The sequence below is a fragment of the Massilia sp. Root351 genome, assembly GCF_001425045.1.
GTDB lineage: Bacteria > Pseudomonadota > Gammaproteobacteria > Burkholderiales > Burkholderiaceae_D > Rugamonas.
The window spans coordinates 364446-379760 of the sequence record NZ_LMDJ01000023.1; the positions used below are offsets into that span (position 1 = coordinate 364446).

Sequence of the window (15315 nt, forward strand, 5' to 3'; positions counted from 1 at the left end):
TACATGAAACAATATAGCGGCAAGTTCATCAGTTTCGAAGGCATAGACGGCGCCGGGAAATCGACCCACATCAGCTTTGTGACCGACTACATCCGCGCGCGCGGCATCCAGCTGGTCAGCACCCGCGAGCCGGGCGGCACGCCGCTGGGCGAGAAGATCCGCGAGTTGTTCCTGCACGAGAAAATGCACCTGGAAACCGAAACCTTGCTGGTGTTCGCCAGCCGCCGCGAACATCTGGCGCAAGTGATCGAGCCGGCGCTGGCCCGGGGTGACTGGGTGCTGACCGACCGCTTCACCGACGCCAGCTTCGCCTACCAGGGCGCAGGACGCGGCCTGGACCGCGCCAAGCTGGAAACGCTGGCGCACTGGGTGCACGCCGACCTGGAGCCGGACCTGACCTTGTTGTTCGACGTGCCGCTGGAAGTGGCGCGCGCCCGCCTGGATTCCACCCGCGAACTGGACAAGTTCGAGCGCGAGAAGGAAGCCTTCTTTCATGCGACCCGCAACGAGTACCTGCGCCGCGCGGCCGAAGCGCCGCAGCGCTTTCGCGTGATCGACTCCACCCGCAGCATCGCCGTGATCCAGCAGGAACTGGCGGCCATCCTGGACGGCGCATTGGCATGAGCACGGCCATCTACCCCTGGCAGGAAGCGGCCTGGACGCAGCTTAAGGCGCTGCGCGCGCGCATGCCGCACGCCATCCTGTTCCACGGCGCGGCCGGCACCGGCAAGGCCGACTTTATCGAGCATTTCGCCCAGTCGCTGCTGTGCGAGAATGCCGGACCCGGCGGGCACGCCTGCGGCGCCTGCGTCTCCTGCGGCTGGTTCGGCCAGCAGAACCACCCCGACTTCCGCCGCGTGCGGCCCGAGTCCTTCGAGGACGAAGTGACCGGCGAGGGCGAGGATGGCGAGGAAAAGAAGGCGGCCAAGAGCAAGACGCCGTCGAAAGAGATCAAGATCGAGCAGATCCGGCAACTGTCGGACTTCATGAATATTTCCACCCACCGCCAGGGCTTGCGCGTGGTGGTGCTGTATCCGGCCGAGGCGCTCAACATGCCGGCCTCGAACGCCTTGCTGAAAACGCTGGAAGAACCGCCGCCCGGCACGGTGTTCCTGCTGTCATCGAACAGCTTGGACCGGCTGCTGCCCACCATCCTGTCGCGCTGCCGCAAGTTTGCGCTGCCGATGCCCGGGCATGACGAAGCGCTGGCCTGGCTCAAGGCGCAAGGCGTGGCCGACGCCGACAGCTGGCTGCGCGAGCAGGGCGGCGCACCACTGGCGGCCATGGCCCAGTCCGAGTCCGGCAGCCGCGAGGAAATGGACTTGCTGCTGCAAATGCTGGCCCACCCCAGCGTGGAGGCGGCGCTGCGCGCGGCCGACAAAATGCAGAAAGTGCCGCTGGCCGCGCTGGTTTCGTGGCTGCAGCGCTGGCTTTACGATATGTTTTCCTACAAACTGTCAGGCAACATCCGTTATTATCCTCGGTACCGCAAGGAGTTGGCCGGGCTGGCCGACAAGGTGCACACGGCCAGGCTGATGGCGGCGATCAAGGGCGTCAACGAACGCCGCGCAATTGCCGACCATCCCTTGTCGCCCAAGCTGTTTATCGAGGACATGCTGCTGGACTACACGGCTAGCTGCGCTTGAAAGGAACCGAATTGACCGGCAGTACCATCGATCCGAATGCCGTACCGATAGCGCGGCCCACCGTGCTGTCGCTGGCCATCAAGGAAAAGGCTGCGCTGTACGCGGCCTACATGCCGTTCCTGAAGCACGGCGGCATCTTCGTGCCGACCCAGAAGCCCTACAAGATAGGCGACGAGATCTACCTGATCCTCGCCTTGATGGACGACGCCACCAAGTACCCGATCGCAGGCAAAGTAGCCTGGATCACGCCGCCTTCGGCCGCCCACAACAAGGCGCAAGGGATAGGCCTGCATTTCCCCGACGACGAAACCGGCCAGCGCGTGCGCGCCCGCATCGAGGAAATCCTCGGCGCCGCGCTGCGCTCTTCGCGCGCCACGCATACCCTTTAATCATCTTAGCCTTTGCCTATGTCTTTCCGCCACCGCATCGCCACGCTCGACGACCTGCCCACCATCGTCGCCATCTACAACAGCACCGTCGCTTCCCGCGAAGTCACCGCCGACACCGAACCGGTCTCGGTCGAGTCGCGCCTGGCCTGGTTTCACGAGCACACGCCGGAACGCCGCCCGCTGTGGGTGATCGAGCGCGCCGGCGACGATTCGGCCTCACCGGCCGTCCTTGGCTGGATTTCATACTCCAATTTCTATGGCCGCCCGGCCTACTCGGGCACGGCTGAAGTGTCGATCTACATCGACGAAGCGGCGCGCGGCAAAGGCATTGGACGCTACGCCTTGCAGCAAGCAATCGACTTTGCGCCCAGCATCAAGGTGCATACCTTGCTGGGCTTTATCTTCGGCCATAACCAGCCCAGCCTGGGCCTGTTCACCAAGTTCGGCTTTGAAACCTGGGCCAACCTGCCCAAAGTCGCCAACCTCGACGGCATCGAGCGTGACCTGATCATCCTCGGCAAACGCGTCGCCTGAATTGAACGCCACCATGCTGCGTAAACTAGCCTTCGCCCTGATCCTGGGCATTTGCGCAGCACGGCCGGCCGGGGCCGAACTGCTGGGCAACGCCGAGAGCCAGAAGCTGGTGTCCGAAGGGCATGCCCTTCAGGCGGCCGGCAAGTACAAGGAAGCGCTGGACAAGTTCGAAGCGGCGCGCAAGCTGTCGCCTGAGGCGTCCAGCCCCTTGTCCTCGGCGGCCTACCTGCTGCAAATGCTGCTTCCCGGCCTGCCCGAGGACGCCGCCGGCAAGGCGCGGCGGCAGGCCGAGGGCCTGGCGCGCGAAGCGCTGAAGCTGGCGGCCAACGATCCGCTGGCCGCCGAAGTGCTGCGCATGCTGGAGGACCCGATGGCGACTTCCGGCTACAAGCCCAACGCGGAAGCGGACAAGGCGTACACGGAAGGGGAAGTGCTGTTCCACCAGGGCCAGTACGAGGCCGCCCGCGTCAAGTACCGCGAGGCGCAGCTGGCCGATCCCAAGTTTTCCGCGGCCTTCCTGATGGAAGGCGACACCTATTTCATGGAGAAGAACTGGCTGGCTGCCGAAATGCTGTTCAACAAGGCCACGCAAGTGGATCCGCAGAACGCGCAAGCCTGGCGCTTCCTGGCCGATACCCTGGCGCGCCTGGGTAACCGGGCCGGGCTGGAGCACGCCGCCTTGCACGCCGTCGCCGCGCAACCCAGCCAAATGCCGAGCTGGGACCGGCTGGCGGCGGTGGCCAGGCTGGACGGCAAGCCGCTGACGCGCCTGCAAGTGGTGCGCCTCGCCACGGTGTCGCTGGACCCGAAGACCGGCAAGGCCACCATCAGCCTGGCCGAACAGTTCAAAGGCGCCAAGGTCGAGGACAACAGCGATTACGCGGTCTGGCTGGCGTACGCGCTGGCGCAGGCCAATGCGCTCACGTCGGCGGCCAAGGAAGGCCGTACGCTGTCGCCGTTTGCGCTGGAGCAGGCCGGCTGGAGCACCGCCCTCAAGGTGGCCGGCGAGCTGCAGGAGAAGGGGGCGCCGCCGCTGGCGTCTCCCGTGCTGCTGACCTTGCGCGGCCTGAAGTCCCCGGCCGACCTGGAAGCGGCCATCCTGCTGCTGATGTACCGCGAAGCCTACCGGCCGGAACTTGAAGCCTGGAAGAAGGCGCGCCCGGACGGCATCCGCGATTTCGTTGCCGCGTACCGGCTGATGCCCTAGTCAGCGCCCCGGGGCCGGCGCCGGTCCCGGTGTCCGCTGCGCGGGGTTTGGCGCGGGCCCGCTCGCTCGCGTACAATCACGTCATGTTTATCGATTCCCACTGCCACATCAATTTCCCCGAGCTGGCTGCTCGCATGCCCGAGATTCTCGGCAAAATGGCCGAGAACAAGGTGACGCACGCGCTCTGCGTTTCGGTCGACCTGCCGGACTTCCCGCAAGTGCTGGCGCTGGCCGAGCAGTACCCGCACATCTACGCCTCGGTGGGCGTCCATCCCGATTACGAAGACACGCCGGAACCCAGCGTCGAGCAGCTGGTGCGGCTGGCCGACAACCCGCGCATCATCGCCATCGGCGAAACCGGGCTGGACTACTACCGCCTGGAAGGCGACCTGGAGTGGCAGCGTGAGCGCTTCCGCACCCATATCAAAGCTTCAAGAATCACCCGCAAGCCCTTGATTATCCACACAAGATCGGCAAGCGAAGACACCATCCGCATCATGCAGGAGGAGGGGGCCGGCACCGACAAGGGCGGCGTGGCGGGCGTGATGCACTGCTTCACCGAATCGCTGGACGTGGCGCGCGCGGCGATGGCGATGGGTTTTTACATTTCGTTCTCCGGCATTGTCACCTTCAAGAGCGCCAAGGAGTTGCAGGCGGTGGCCATGGAAGTGCCGCTGGAACAGATGCTGATCGAAACCGATTCGCCCTACCTGGCGCCGATGCCGCACCGGGGCAAGATGAACGAACCCGGCTTCGTGGCCCACGTGGGCGAGTACATCGCCAAGCTGAAAGGTGTGCCGGTGGAGCAGGTCGCGCAGCAGACCAGCGACAATTTCTTCAAATTATTCAACGTGCTACGTTGATCTTTTAAGGTAAAACATGATCGTAAAACGCCGGGTATTGTTGTCTCTGCTCACCGCTATCGCCCTGCTGCCGGCCGCCCCGGCGTTTTCCGAGACCGAAGACGAAGTCCAGTTCTTCCGCGCCGCCCAGATCGACAACACGGTGGTGGTGCGCGACGTGCTCAAGCGCGGACTGGACCCGAACCTGCACGAACCGGAGCGCGGCGAAACCGGGCTCATCATCGCCATGCGGCACGACGCCAACCGTGTCTTCAAGCTCCTGCTGGAGCATCCGAAGATCGACCTGGAAGCCCAGTCCGCCAACGGCAGCACCGCGCTGATGATGGCGGCCTTCAAGCGCAACAAGGGTGCAGTGAAGGCCATGATCGCCAAGGGCGCGCAAGTCAACCGCAAAGGCTGGACCCCGCTGCACTTCGCTGCGGCGGCCGGCGACCTGGACATCATGAACATTCTGCTCGAACACCACGCCTACATCGACGCCGGCTCGCCGTCCGGGCTCACGCCGCTGATGCTGGCCGCGCGCGAAGGCATGGAGGACGCCGTGAAGCTGCTGCTGGAGCAGGGCGCGGACGCCGCGCTGAAAGACGGCGCCTTCCGCATCGATGCCGCCGAGTTCGCCGCGCGCGCCGACAAACCCTGGATTACCAAGGCCATCGAGGCCCACCTGGCCGCGAAAGCGGCAAAGTAGACGGTTTTTCCGCGCCAACTCGCCGCTTAACTTTGCCCGGCGGGCAAAGATAATGGCTACGTTGCGCTAACAAGGAAAAACCATGCTGAACGAACGTGAAATAGAGAGCTGCTACCTGGGACAATTCATCCCGGTCCATTACCATCACAACATGCTGATGGACCAGAACCGCATGCACAGCTTCAAGTCGGCCATCGACTACGCCGTCAAGCCGGGCATGAAAGTGCTGGAACTCGGGGGCGGCACCGGCGTGCTCTCCTTCTTCGCCGCAGCCAAGGCCGGCAAAGTCTATTGCGTCGAATTCAACCCGGACATGGTCAAGGAAGCGCGCAAATTCCTCGCCATCAACCCGAACGGTGAAAAAGTCGAAGTCATCCACGCCGACGCGTTCGAATACCTGCCGCCCGAGCCGGTGGACGTGGTGATCTGCGAAATGATCCATGTCGGCATGCTGCGCGAAAAGCAGGTGGAAGTGATCGAATCGTTCAAGCGCCGCTACCTGGAGCGCTTCGGCGGGCCGTTGCCGGTATTTATGCCGGAAGCGGTCATCATGGCGGTGCAGCCGCTGCAGCAGGAGTACGACTTTGAAGGCTTCTTCGCGCCCATCGTGCAGTTCCAGGAAACCCAGGTCATCTATCCCGGCACCGTCGAGATGGCGCAGCCCGCCGTGTACAGCGTGCTCGACTTCACGCAGCCGAACGAGCTGCTGATCGGCTGGGAAGGCAAATTCGTAGTCGAGCGCAGCGGTTGCGTGAACGCCATGCGTTTCGTCACCAAGAACATCCTGTCCGTGGTCCAGGAGCGCAACAGCACCATCGACTGGCTGAACCACTACATGACTCTGCCGCTGGCCAAGCCGGTGCAAGCCAAGGAAGGCGACGTGCTGGCGGTCAGCTTCCAGTACCGCGCCGGCGGCTCGCTGCCGTCGCTGCAGGCCTCGCTGCGGGTGGACGTGCTGTACGAATCGGCGCTTCAGCCCCACCACTACGCCCCGGCTTTCGCCTGAGGGCGCCATGGCGGTATACTCCGGGTTTTGATTAAAGAGTATTCGCCATGGAACAAGAAGACCGCCGCTACATCGTGCAACAGAAGAAGATCTCGGAAGGCGACAAGCCGCCCGTGTTCGCGAAGGTAATGCGCAGCAAGGAGGGCGTGTTCGAGGGCGTATCCTTCATCAAGTCGAAGGAAAAAGCCACGATTTTGACCGTGCCCGAGGCCGAGCAGGCCATCGCCTGGGCCCAGAAGAAAAAGCCGAACGCAAAAGAGTACGAAACCAAGATCATCTGCGTCGGCCAGTAATTCAGCCATGCCCTATGCCGCCTGTCCGCGTGACAGGCGGACCAGCAATTCTCCCAGCTCTGACGCTGGGGCGGCTGGAAAGGGAGATGAAGTTGCTTATGCGTTTATAAATCCTGCAAAATCCATCGCCCCGGTTGACGAAAGTTAAGCTGCGCGCTTGTCCAGCAGGCGGGCGCGGGCGCTTTCGTATTCGGCCGTGAGGCGGCTGACCAGTTCGGCCACCGTCGGCGCGTCTTCCATCAGGCCCACGCCTTGGCCTGCGCCCCAGATGTCGCGCCAGGCCTTGGCTTCGCTCGAGCTGCCCGAGCCGAAGTTCATGGCCGATTTGTCGGCTTCCGGCAGCGCGTCCGGGTCCAGGCCGGCTGCCACGATGGATTTCTTCAGGTAATTGCCGTGCACGCCGGTGAACAGGTTGGTGTAGACGATGTCCGCCGCCGTCGATTCGATAATGGCCTGGCGGTAGCTGTCATCCACGTTCGATTCCTGCGTGGCCAGCCAGCGCGAGCCAATGTAGGCGAAGTCGGCGCCCATGGCCTGCGCGGCCAGGATGGCGTCGCCGGTGGCAATCGAACCGGACAGGGTGATCGGTCCCTTGAAGAATTTCCGCACTTCTCCCACCAGCGCGAACGGCGACAAGGTGCCGGCATGGCCGCCGGCGCCGCTGGCCACCAGGATCAGGCCGTCCACGCCCGCTTCCAGCGCTTTCTGTGCGTGGCGGATCGAAATCACGTCATGCAGCACTATGCCGCCGTAGCTATGGATGGCGTCGAGCATCTCTTTCGGCGGCGCGCGCAGCGAGGAGATGATGATGGGCACTTGATGCTTGACGCACATTTCCACGTCGTGCGCGAGGCGGGTGTTGGACTGGTGCACGATCTGGTTGACGGCGATGGGCCCGATAATGGCGTCCGGATTGGCTGCCTTGTAGGCGGCCAGCTCGGCTTTCAGCTCGGTCAGCCAGGTGTCCAGCAGCTCGGCCGGCCGCGCGTTCAGCGCCGGGAAGGAGCCGACTATGCCGGCCTTGCACTGCGCCGCCACCAGTTTCGGGCCGCTGGCGATGAACAGCGGCGAGCCGATCACAGGCAGGGCCAGGTTGCGCAATACCTCGGGGATGTGGTTCGATGTCATGATATGCTCCGTCGGGTTAGGTCTGATACGATGTTATCAGAAAAAACGCTGTTTTTTCCATTGAAATTTAGAGTGCAGCTTCATGAATAAAGCCAAAGTGGTCGATTTCCGCCAGGAACAGGAAGATTTGCGGGGCGCGCTGCGCCAGGGCATGCTGGACGCCGCCAGCCGTTTGCTGGTGGAGGAGGGGCCGGCCGCGCTCACGGTGCGCAAGGTGGCCGAGGCGGTTAATTGCTCAACCACGCTGCTGTATTCCATCTTCGGCGGCAAGGACGGACTGAGCAACGCGCTCTACCTGGAGGGCTGCGAGCGCCTGAAGCGCGACTTCGCCGCCGCCGAGCCGGAACTGGCGCAGACCGATGCGCTGCAAGGCGTCTGGATCTGCGCCCGCGCCTACCTCGACTACGCGCGCCGCAACCCGGCCTACTACCAGGTGATGTTCGGCGACGCCATCGCCGGCTTTATTCCGCCGCTGGCGTCGCGCGTGTCCGCCTGGGGCACCTTCACGCCATTGATCAGGCAGTTCGAGCGCTGCATGGAGCAGGGCCTGCTGCCGAAGTCCAGCCCCACGGCGGCGGCGCGCCTGCTGTGGGCGGCGCTGCACGGGATCGCCAGCCTGGAGCTGAAGGGCTTCTACCTGAAGAAGGAACACCCCGACGCGCTGTTCAAGTCGGCCGTGCGCGCGGTGCTGCTGTCGCTGCAAGACCCCGAGACTTGAGTATGTACTTTTAGGCAAACGTGACAAAGCGTGCATTTTTCACGCGGGCAAGCTGCTATCCTGTGGGCCAGTTGCTTTTCTAACCCAGGGGATGGCCCAATGACGATTTCACAGGAAACAGAGACTTTTTTCAACAAGCCGGTAGCCGCCTTCGTGCCCGGCGAGGCGATCGACACTGGGAAGTCGGTCTACCGCCTGGCGCTCGACTATGACGACGAGAAGGAAATGGTGGTCCTGATCGACGAATTCCTGGCCCAGGCCGACAAGGCAGAGCTCGACGCGCTGATTATCGGCAGCTGGGGCGCGCCCGCGGAAAATGGCGTGGAGGACATCCTGGCCAAGCTGGTTGCCCTGGCGCCGGAGTTGCCCAAGCTGCGCGCGCTGTTCATCGGCGACATGACGTTTGAAGAGTGCGAAATCTCCTGGATCATCCAGGGCGATTACACGCCTTTGCTGGCGGCTTTCCCGCAGCTGGAAGCCTTGCGCATCCGTGGCGGCACCGACCTTGAGATCTCGCCCTTCACCCATCAGGCGCTGCGTTCCTTCACCATCGAAAGCGGCGGTTTGCCTGCCGGGGTGGCGGAATCGCTGGCGGCGTCGTCCATGCCCAAGCTGGCCCACCTCGAGCTGTGGCTCGGCACTGAGGAGTACGGCTTCTCCGGGGACGTGGCACTGTACCGCCGCGTGCTTGACGCGCTGCTGACGCCGGAATTGAAGTACCTGGGATTGCGCGATTCGGAAATCGCCGATGAACTGGCCGTCATGCTGGCTTCCCATCCAGTGCTGGGGCAGCTCGACACGCTAGACCTGTCGCTGGGTACCATCGGCGATACCGGCGCCGAGGCCTTGTACGGCAGCCAGCTGGTAGCCCGGCTCACATGCCTGAATCTGTCGCACCATTACATTTCGGCTGCATGGCAGGCCAAGCTCGGCACCCTGCCACTGCAGGTGCTGCTGGACGATCCGGCGCAGGAAGACGACGGTGACCGCTACGTTGCCGTTGGCGAGTAATTGCCCGATAGCTGGTGCACCGCTGGTGAATAGGCTGCCGTTCGTACTGCTGGGCGTTGGCTCGGGCAAGCGGGTGCGGCTGATGCAGGCCGCGCGCGGCGGGCTGGGCCTGGCGCCGGCGGTGCTGGTCGAGTGGAGCGCGTGGCTGGGCCAACCGGCGCTGCTCGAAGCGGCGCTGGCCCGGCCCTGCGTTTTCAAGATCGAATCCCCCGGCGACGATCCGGCCTTGCACCACCAGCTGGTGCGGGAGGGCGCGCGGGCGTTCGGCTGCGCCGCGCCGCCGGCGCCCGAGTTCGGGGAGCTGGCCGTGTCGCCGATATGGTACGCCGGCCTGTCCACCGCCATGGCGCGCATCGCCGCGCTGGTGGCCGGGCGGCCCCACGTGCGGGTGCTGAATGCGCCCGATGAACTGCTGCTGATGACGGACAAGCTGCGTTGCCAGCAGCACCTGATCGCCCACCAGGTGCCGGCACCCCGGCTCTTTGGGCCGCTGGACGGCTATGCCCATTTGCGGGCCATCATGGACCAACATTGCCTGAACCAGCTGTTTGTGAAGGCGCGCTACGGTTCCAGCGCCTCCGGCGTGATCGCTTACCGCCGCAACAGCCGAGGGGCCGAGCAGGCCACCAGTTCGGCGCACCTGGTGGCGGGCGCGGGCGGTGCGCGCCTGTACAACGTGAAGCAACTGCGCCGCTACCACAGGCAGGACGACATCGTGCAGCTGGTCGACTTGCTGGCGGGCCAGCAGGCGTATGCGGAAGCCTGGCTGCCCAAGCCGCGCTGCGCCAACGGGCACTTCGACGTGCGCATGCTGACCCTGGCCGGCCAGCCGGCGCACCGCGTGGCGCGCATGGGGACGCAAATGATGACCAATCTCCACCTGGGCAACCAGCGCGCGCAGACCGACAGCTTGCTGGCCGCCCCGGACCAGCTCGTGCTGGAGCACGCGGCCTGCCTGGCGGCGGCGGCCTTCCCGGCCAGCCATGTGATCGGGCTGGACATCGTGGTGCGGCGCGGCCACGCGCACGTGCTCGAAGCCAACGCCTTCGGCGACCTGCTGCCCGGACTGCTGCACAAGGGCTGGGACAGCTATGCCGGGCAGCTGCAGGCATTGCCGCGCCATGAAACCTGATCCGAACGCGATTCCGGACATGCGGGCGGTGGTGGGCAGCCACGACATCGTCTTCATCACCCTCGACACCTTGCGCTACGACGTGGCGCAGCAGCTGTTCCTGGACGGCGAGCTGCCGGTGCTGGGGCCGCACCTTCCGCCCGGCGGTTGGGAGCGGCGCCACAGCCCGGCCAGTTTCACCTACGCCGCGCACCATGCTTTCTTTGCCGGCTTCCTGCCGACGCCGGCCGCGCCGGGCCGCCACGCGCGCCTGTTCGCCACCGCCTTTCGCGGCAGCGAGACCACGTCGGCGCACACCTGCGTGTTCCAGGAGGAGAGCATCGTCGCCGGGCTGTCCGCGCGCGGCTATCGCACCATTTGCGTAGGCGGCGTGGGTTTTTTCAACAAGCTCACGGCGTTGGGGCGGGTATTGCCGGCCATGTTCGACGAGAGCCACTGGTCGCCCGCGATGGGTGTCGGCCAGCGGCGCTCGGCCGAACGCCAGGTGGCCCTGGCGCTGCAGCGGCTGCAGGAAATCCGCCGGGCCGGCGGCCAGCGCGTCTTTCTGTTCATTAACGTGGCGGCGATCCATGCGCCCAACCGGGTGCACCTGCCCGGCAGCGCCGCCGATACTGTTGAAAGCCACGCGGCCGCGCTGCGCCATGTGGACGCCGCGCTGGCGCCGCTGCTGGCCGGCTGCGCGGCGCCCGGGCCGGCCTTTGTCATCCTGTGTTCCGACCACGGCAGCGCCTATGGCGAGGATGGCTACCAGGGCCACCGCGTGGCGCATGAAACGGTCTGGACCGTCCCCTACGCGCATTTCTTCATCGAACAACAAGGAGCGAGCCCACCGTGAACCAATCCGATGCCCCGGGCACACTGGCACAGCGCCTGCGCCTGACCCCTTACCAGGCGTATTCCTATTCCTACCCGCACAAGGCGGCTTACCGCGCCTTGCCGCAGCCGGAATCGCTGGAGCGGCTGTGGGCCGAGCAGGACCGCTCGGCCCTGTTCGCCTATATCCACGTGCCGTTCTGCGAAATGCGCTGCGGCTTCTGCAACCTGTTCGCCATGGCGCGTCCGCAGCCCGAGATGGTGGACCGCTATGTGGCCCAGGTGCTGCGGCAGATGCGGGTGCTGGACCGCGTGCTGGGCGAGCGCCGCTTCGCCCGTTTCGCCATTGGCGGCGGCACCCCGACCTACCTGAGCGCGGCGCAGCTGCAAACGCTGCTGGACGGCGCGCGCGACATCCTCGGCATCGACCTGCACGCCACGCCGGCCGGTATTGAAGCGTCGCCGGAAACCGTCACGCCGGCGCGGCTGGCCGTGTGCCGCAGCATGGGGGTGGACCGGGTAAGCCTGGGCATCCAGAGTTTCGCCGCCGGAGAAATGCGCGCGCTGGCCCGTCCGCAACAGAACAGTGTGGTGCAGCAGGCCATCGCGCGCATCCGCGCTGCCGGTTTCCCCACCCTGAACCTGGACCTGATCTACGGCATCGCAGGACAGAGCGTCGCCAGCCTGCTGGCGTCGATCGACAGCGCGTTGGCATTCGCGCCGGAAGAGCTGTACTTGTATCCGCTGTACGTGCGGCCGCATACCGGCCTGGGCAAGCTGGCCAGCCGCAAAGGCGTCACCTCGTTCGACCCGGTGATGCTGGCGCAAGCCGGCGACAGCCGCCTCGACCTGTACCAGGCGGCGCGCGACCATTTGCTGGCGCACGGCTACCAGCAGGTGTCGATGCGCATGTTCCGCGCTCCCCATGCGCCCGCGCAGGACGGCCCGTCCTACTGCTGCCAGAACGACGGCATGGTTGGCATGGGGGCGGGGGCACGCGCCTATACGCAGCGGCTGCACTATTCAACGGACTACGCGGTGGGCCGCAGCGGCACCGCCGATATCATCGAAGCCTACCTGGCGCTCGGCGAGGACGGCTTCGCCCAGGCGCATCACGGCTTTGCGCTGGGGCCGGAGGAGCAGCGCAGGCGCTACGTGATCCAGTCGCTGCTGACGGAGCCCGGGCTCGACCGGGCCGCCTACCGCGCGCGCTTCGGCAGCGACTGCCTGCGGGACCTGCCCCAGCTGCTGGAGCTCGACCAGCTGGGCCTGCTTGAGGGCGAATCGGACCTGATGCGCCTGAACCAGCGCGGCTATGCCTACGCCGATACGATAGGGCCGTGGCTGGCCTCGGACGCTGTGCGCGCGCTGATGGCCGAGGGCGGACCTGCATGCTAGCCGGGCCGCAGGCGCTGGCGATGGCGCCGGCCGCCGCGCTGGCGGCAGGGCAGGGGCTGACCCTGCTGTACCGGGGCACGTTGGAAAGCTGCAACTACACCTGCGGCTACTGTCCGTTCGCCAAGCGCGTCGACAGCCGGGCCAGGCTGGCGCGCGACGCGGCCGAGGTGGCCCGCTTCACCGCCTGGGCGGCGCAGCGGCAGGACCCGCTCAACGTGCTGTTTACCCCCTGGGGCGAAGCGCTGGTGCGGCGCCATTACCGGACCGCAATCCAGGCGCTGTCGCTCATGCCGCACGTCGGCCAGGTGGCGCTGCAGACCAATCTGTCGGGTCCGCTCGCCTGGCTGCAGGATGCGGACCGCAACAAGATCGGCCTGTGGTGCACCTACCATCCGGACCAGACCAGCCTGGAACGCTTCCTGGAGCGCTGCGGCCGCCTGGAGCGGCTGGGTGCGCGCTTTTCGGTCGGCGTGGTGGCCATGCGCGAGCATTTCGGCGCCATCCGCGCGCTGCGCGCGGCGCTGCCGGCCCGGCACTACATCTGGCTCAACGCCTACGACCGGCGCGGCCCGGGCTACTACCGCGAGGAAGACCTGGCGTGGCTCGACGCGCTGGATCCGTGGTTTGCCTACAGCCGCAGGCCGGCGCCGTCGCGCGGCAAGCCATGCCGGGCGGGCGCCGACGTGCTGTCGGTGGATGGGGATGGGGAGTTGCGGCGCTGCCACTTCCTGCCTGAGCGGCTGGGAAACCTCTATACGGACCCGCTGGAACAGCTGCTGCAGCAGCGCTCCTGCCCGCGCCACAAGTGCGACTGCTACATCGGCTATGCGCACCGCGAGGACTTGCCGTTCTATTCGGACTTCGGCAGCGGCGTGCTGGCGCGCATCCCCGTGCGGCCGGGCGGCGCCGGCTGAGGGGCCAGAAGCGCAGGCGCACGGGGCGGCGCGCCGTTCGGCCCCGCTTTTCTGCCTTTTGTCGGTCCAGCGTGCAGCCGGTCGCATCGCGGCTGGCAGGGCCGCCGCTTCGGTTACATTAACGTTGTCCGTAACGTACCGTCCTGGAGCGCATCATGCTGAGTTTTATGTTGTGGCTGGTTCTGCTGTTCTTGTGCTGGCCGCTGGCCCTGCTGGCTTTGCTGCTCTACCCGCTGGTGTGGCTGGTGCTGCTGCCGTTCCGGCTGATCGGCGTCGGCGCGGAAGCCGTGTTCGAGCTGCTGCGCGCCATCGTCATGCTGCCGGCCCGCGTGCTGCGCGGTTCGCCCGGCCGTTAAAACTCCACCAGCACGCCTGCGCCCACCGACATCTGGGCGTAGTTGTAGTCGATCAGGCTCTGGCCGTAGCCGGTGCTGCCTTGCAGATAACCCTTCAGATTGTCCCGCAGCGGGAAATTCCAGCCCAGCTGCAGGAAGCCGTGCTTGGTGCTCAGGTTGCGGCGCGCCAGCAGTGAGTACTCGTGGCCGGCGTTGCGGTAGGCCAGGCGCAAGTCGCCCCGGCCCATGTAGTCGCTGATGTCGATGTTGTCGTTGTCCGATTTGGCGTTGTCCAGCCTGCGCCAGTAGCGCAGCGAGCCGCTGAAGTGCTTGCCCCATTCGCCGCCCACCTCGGCATAGAGCCGGTTCCAGCTGCGCGACAGCGTGGAAGTCTGGCCGTTGGACTGGTGCACCAGGCCGAAATTCACATAGCGTAACCGCGCCTCGCCGATGCCGGCGGTCAGCGGCGCCACCGCCATCAGCTCGGGCTGGTAGTTGGTTTCGCGGAACGGGCTGGAGGCGGAACGGTTGTAGGCCTGCCAAAAGCTCTGCTGGGTGTAGGCGAACCACAGGTCGAATGGGCTGTTGGCGATGCCTTCCATCATCTTCATCTTGAAACTAAGCTGGTAGCTCAACTCCACGTGCTGGCTTTTCAGTCCGGCCGGCGTGAAATCCTTGAACGGGCCGTCATTGGTGCCATTGCTGTAGTTGGCCAGCAGCAGGTAGGTATCGCGGTGCGGGCTGAACGAGAACACGCCGCGCTTGGACGGCCTATCCAGCTCCCAGCGCTGCACCATGCGCGACAGTTCCCGTTCCGGCTCGGCGCCGTTCACCGCATCCATGGCGGTGGGCGCGGCTTCGGCCTTGGCAGCCGCCACCGCCGGGGCGATCACGGCAGCCGTTTCCGTGGCTGGCGCCGCGTGGGTGCCCGGGGCGGCGCCGGCGGGCGCCGGCGTCGAAGCCAGCGGCCCTTTTTTGGCCAGCGCGTCGTAGCAGGCCAGGCGGGCGCTCGGGTCGCCCAGCGTGGAACAGCGCTGCAGCAGGACTTCGACTTCGGCAGCGTCCTGGGCGCAGGCGGGTAGCGGCGCGATGGCGCTTAGCGCCGCAGTGGCGATCAGGGACTGGATGGTGTGCTGCGATCGGGTCTGGTTGGTCTTCATGGGATGACGAAAAGTATGCGTTGGCAGGCAGTCTATATTGATTATTGGCAAATGCGGCGCACTACAGGCGAATATCGCCG

Annotated in this window: 18 protein-coding genes; 16 read left to right on the forward strand and 2 right to left on the reverse strand. The window is 65.6% G+C overall.

The genetic code is table 11. From position 1 onward, the window contains the following. Positions 1-3: 3 nt before the first annotated feature. From tmk to ASD15_RS18740, 9 genes are all read left to right on the forward strand, one after another. Complete coding sequence (gene tmk, locus ASD15_RS18700) at positions 4-624, forward strand: dTMP kinase (protein WP_057156526.1); 621 nt, start codon at positions 4-6, stop codon at positions 622-624. Beyond that, positions 621-1646: a DNA polymerase III subunit delta' gene (locus ASD15_RS18705; protein WP_057156527.1), complete on the forward strand. Its 1026-nt coding sequence runs from the start codon at positions 621-623 to the stop codon at positions 1644-1646. The genes tmk and ASD15_RS18705 overlap by 4 nt, the downstream gene beginning before the upstream one ends. Before the next feature lie 11 nt (positions 1647-1657). Further along, on the forward strand, positions 1658-2035 hold the full coding sequence (locus tag ASD15_RS18710) for a PilZ domain-containing protein (protein ID WP_057156528.1): 378 nt from the start codon (positions 1658-1660) through the stop codon (positions 2033-2035). Between the two features lie 18 nt (positions 2036-2053). Further along, the gene (locus ASD15_RS18715) at positions 2054-2569 is read left to right on the forward strand and encodes a GNAT family N-acetyltransferase (protein WP_057156529.1); all 516 of its coding nucleotides are present in this window, start codon (positions 2054-2056) and stop codon (positions 2567-2569) included. 13 nt (positions 2570-2582) lie between these two features. Continuing rightward, positions 2583-3776 (forward strand): tetratricopeptide repeat protein, encoded by a 1194-nt coding sequence (locus ASD15_RS18720; RefSeq protein WP_157201015.1) that lies wholly within the window; start codon positions 2583-2585, stop codon positions 3774-3776. Positions 3777-3859: 83 nt separating this feature from the next. Next, entirely contained in the window at positions 3860-4639 is a 780-nt protein-coding gene (locus ASD15_RS18725; protein WP_057156531.1) for a TatD family hydrolase, read from the forward strand. 16 nt (positions 4640-4655) lie between these two features. Beyond that, complete coding sequence (locus tag ASD15_RS18730) at positions 4656-5327, forward strand: ankyrin repeat domain-containing protein (RefSeq protein ID WP_057156532.1); 672 nt, start codon at positions 4656-4658, stop codon at positions 5325-5327. Between the two features lie 82 nt (positions 5328-5409). Continuing rightward, positions 5410-6333: a methyltransferase domain-containing protein gene (locus tag ASD15_RS18735; protein ID WP_057156533.1), complete on the forward strand. Its 924-nt coding sequence runs from the start codon at positions 5410-5412 to the stop codon at positions 6331-6333. Between the two features lie 47 nt (positions 6334-6380). Beyond that, positions 6381-6626 (forward strand): hypothetical protein, encoded by a 246-nt coding sequence (locus tag ASD15_RS18740; RefSeq protein WP_057156534.1) that lies wholly within the window; start codon positions 6381-6383, stop codon positions 6624-6626. 144 nt (positions 6627-6770) lie between these two features. Here the strand turns inward: ASD15_RS18740 and ASD15_RS18745 are convergent, their stop codons facing one another. After that, positions 6771-7754 (reverse strand): nitronate monooxygenase family protein, encoded by a 984-nt coding sequence (locus tag ASD15_RS18745; protein WP_057156535.1) that lies wholly within the window; start codon positions 7752-7754, stop codon positions 6771-6773. Between the two features lie 82 nt (positions 7755-7836). On the opposite strand from ASD15_RS18745, the gene ASD15_RS18750 reads away from it, so the two are divergent. The 7 genes from ASD15_RS18750 to ASD15_RS18780 all read left to right on the forward strand — a co-directional run bounded on the left by ASD15_RS18750 (position 7837) and on the right by ASD15_RS18780 (position 14096). Beyond that, positions 7837-8472, forward strand: coding sequence for a TetR/AcrR family transcriptional regulator (locus ASD15_RS18750; RefSeq protein ID WP_057156536.1), 636 nt, complete (start codon positions 7837-7839; stop codon positions 8470-8472). A gap of 99 nt (positions 8473-8571) precedes the next feature. Beyond that, positions 8572-9483, forward strand: a complete 912-nt coding sequence (locus ASD15_RS18755) for an STM4015 family protein (RefSeq protein ID WP_057156537.1) — start codon at positions 8572-8574, stop codon at positions 9481-9483. 25 nt (positions 9484-9508) lie between these two features. Next, on the forward strand, positions 9509-10615 hold the full coding sequence (locus tag ASD15_RS18760) for an STM4014 family protein (protein ID WP_057156538.1): 1107 nt from the start codon (positions 9509-9511) through the stop codon (positions 10613-10615). Further along, complete coding sequence (locus ASD15_RS18765) at positions 10605-11450, forward strand: STM4013/SEN3800 family hydrolase (protein WP_057156539.1); 846 nt, start codon at positions 10605-10607, stop codon at positions 11448-11450. Before ASD15_RS18760 ends, ASD15_RS18765 begins: the two co-directional genes overlap by 11 nt. Beyond that, entirely contained in the window at positions 11447-12826 is a 1380-nt protein-coding gene (locus ASD15_RS18770) for an STM4012 family radical SAM protein (RefSeq protein WP_057156540.1), read from the forward strand. The genes ASD15_RS18765 and ASD15_RS18770 overlap by 4 nt, the downstream gene beginning before the upstream one ends. Beyond that, a complete protein-coding gene (locus ASD15_RS18775; RefSeq protein WP_229418255.1) occupies positions 12820-13740 on the forward strand; it encodes an STM4011 family radical SAM protein in 921 nt (306 codons plus the stop codon). Before ASD15_RS18770 ends, ASD15_RS18775 begins: the two co-directional genes overlap by 7 nt. 155 nt (positions 13741-13895) lie before the next feature. Beyond that, the gene (locus ASD15_RS18780) at positions 13896-14096 is read left to right on the forward strand and encodes a hypothetical protein (RefSeq protein WP_057156542.1); all 201 of its coding nucleotides are present in this window, start codon (positions 13896-13898) and stop codon (positions 14094-14096) included. On the opposite strand, the gene ASD15_RS18785 is transcribed toward ASD15_RS18780, so the two are convergent. Further along, positions 14093-15235 (reverse strand): phospholipase A, encoded by a 1143-nt coding sequence (locus ASD15_RS18785; protein ID WP_082551938.1) that lies wholly within the window; start codon positions 15233-15235, stop codon positions 14093-14095. The genes ASD15_RS18780 and ASD15_RS18785 overlap by 4 nt on opposite strands. Between the last annotated feature and the right edge of the window lie 80 nt (positions 15236-15315).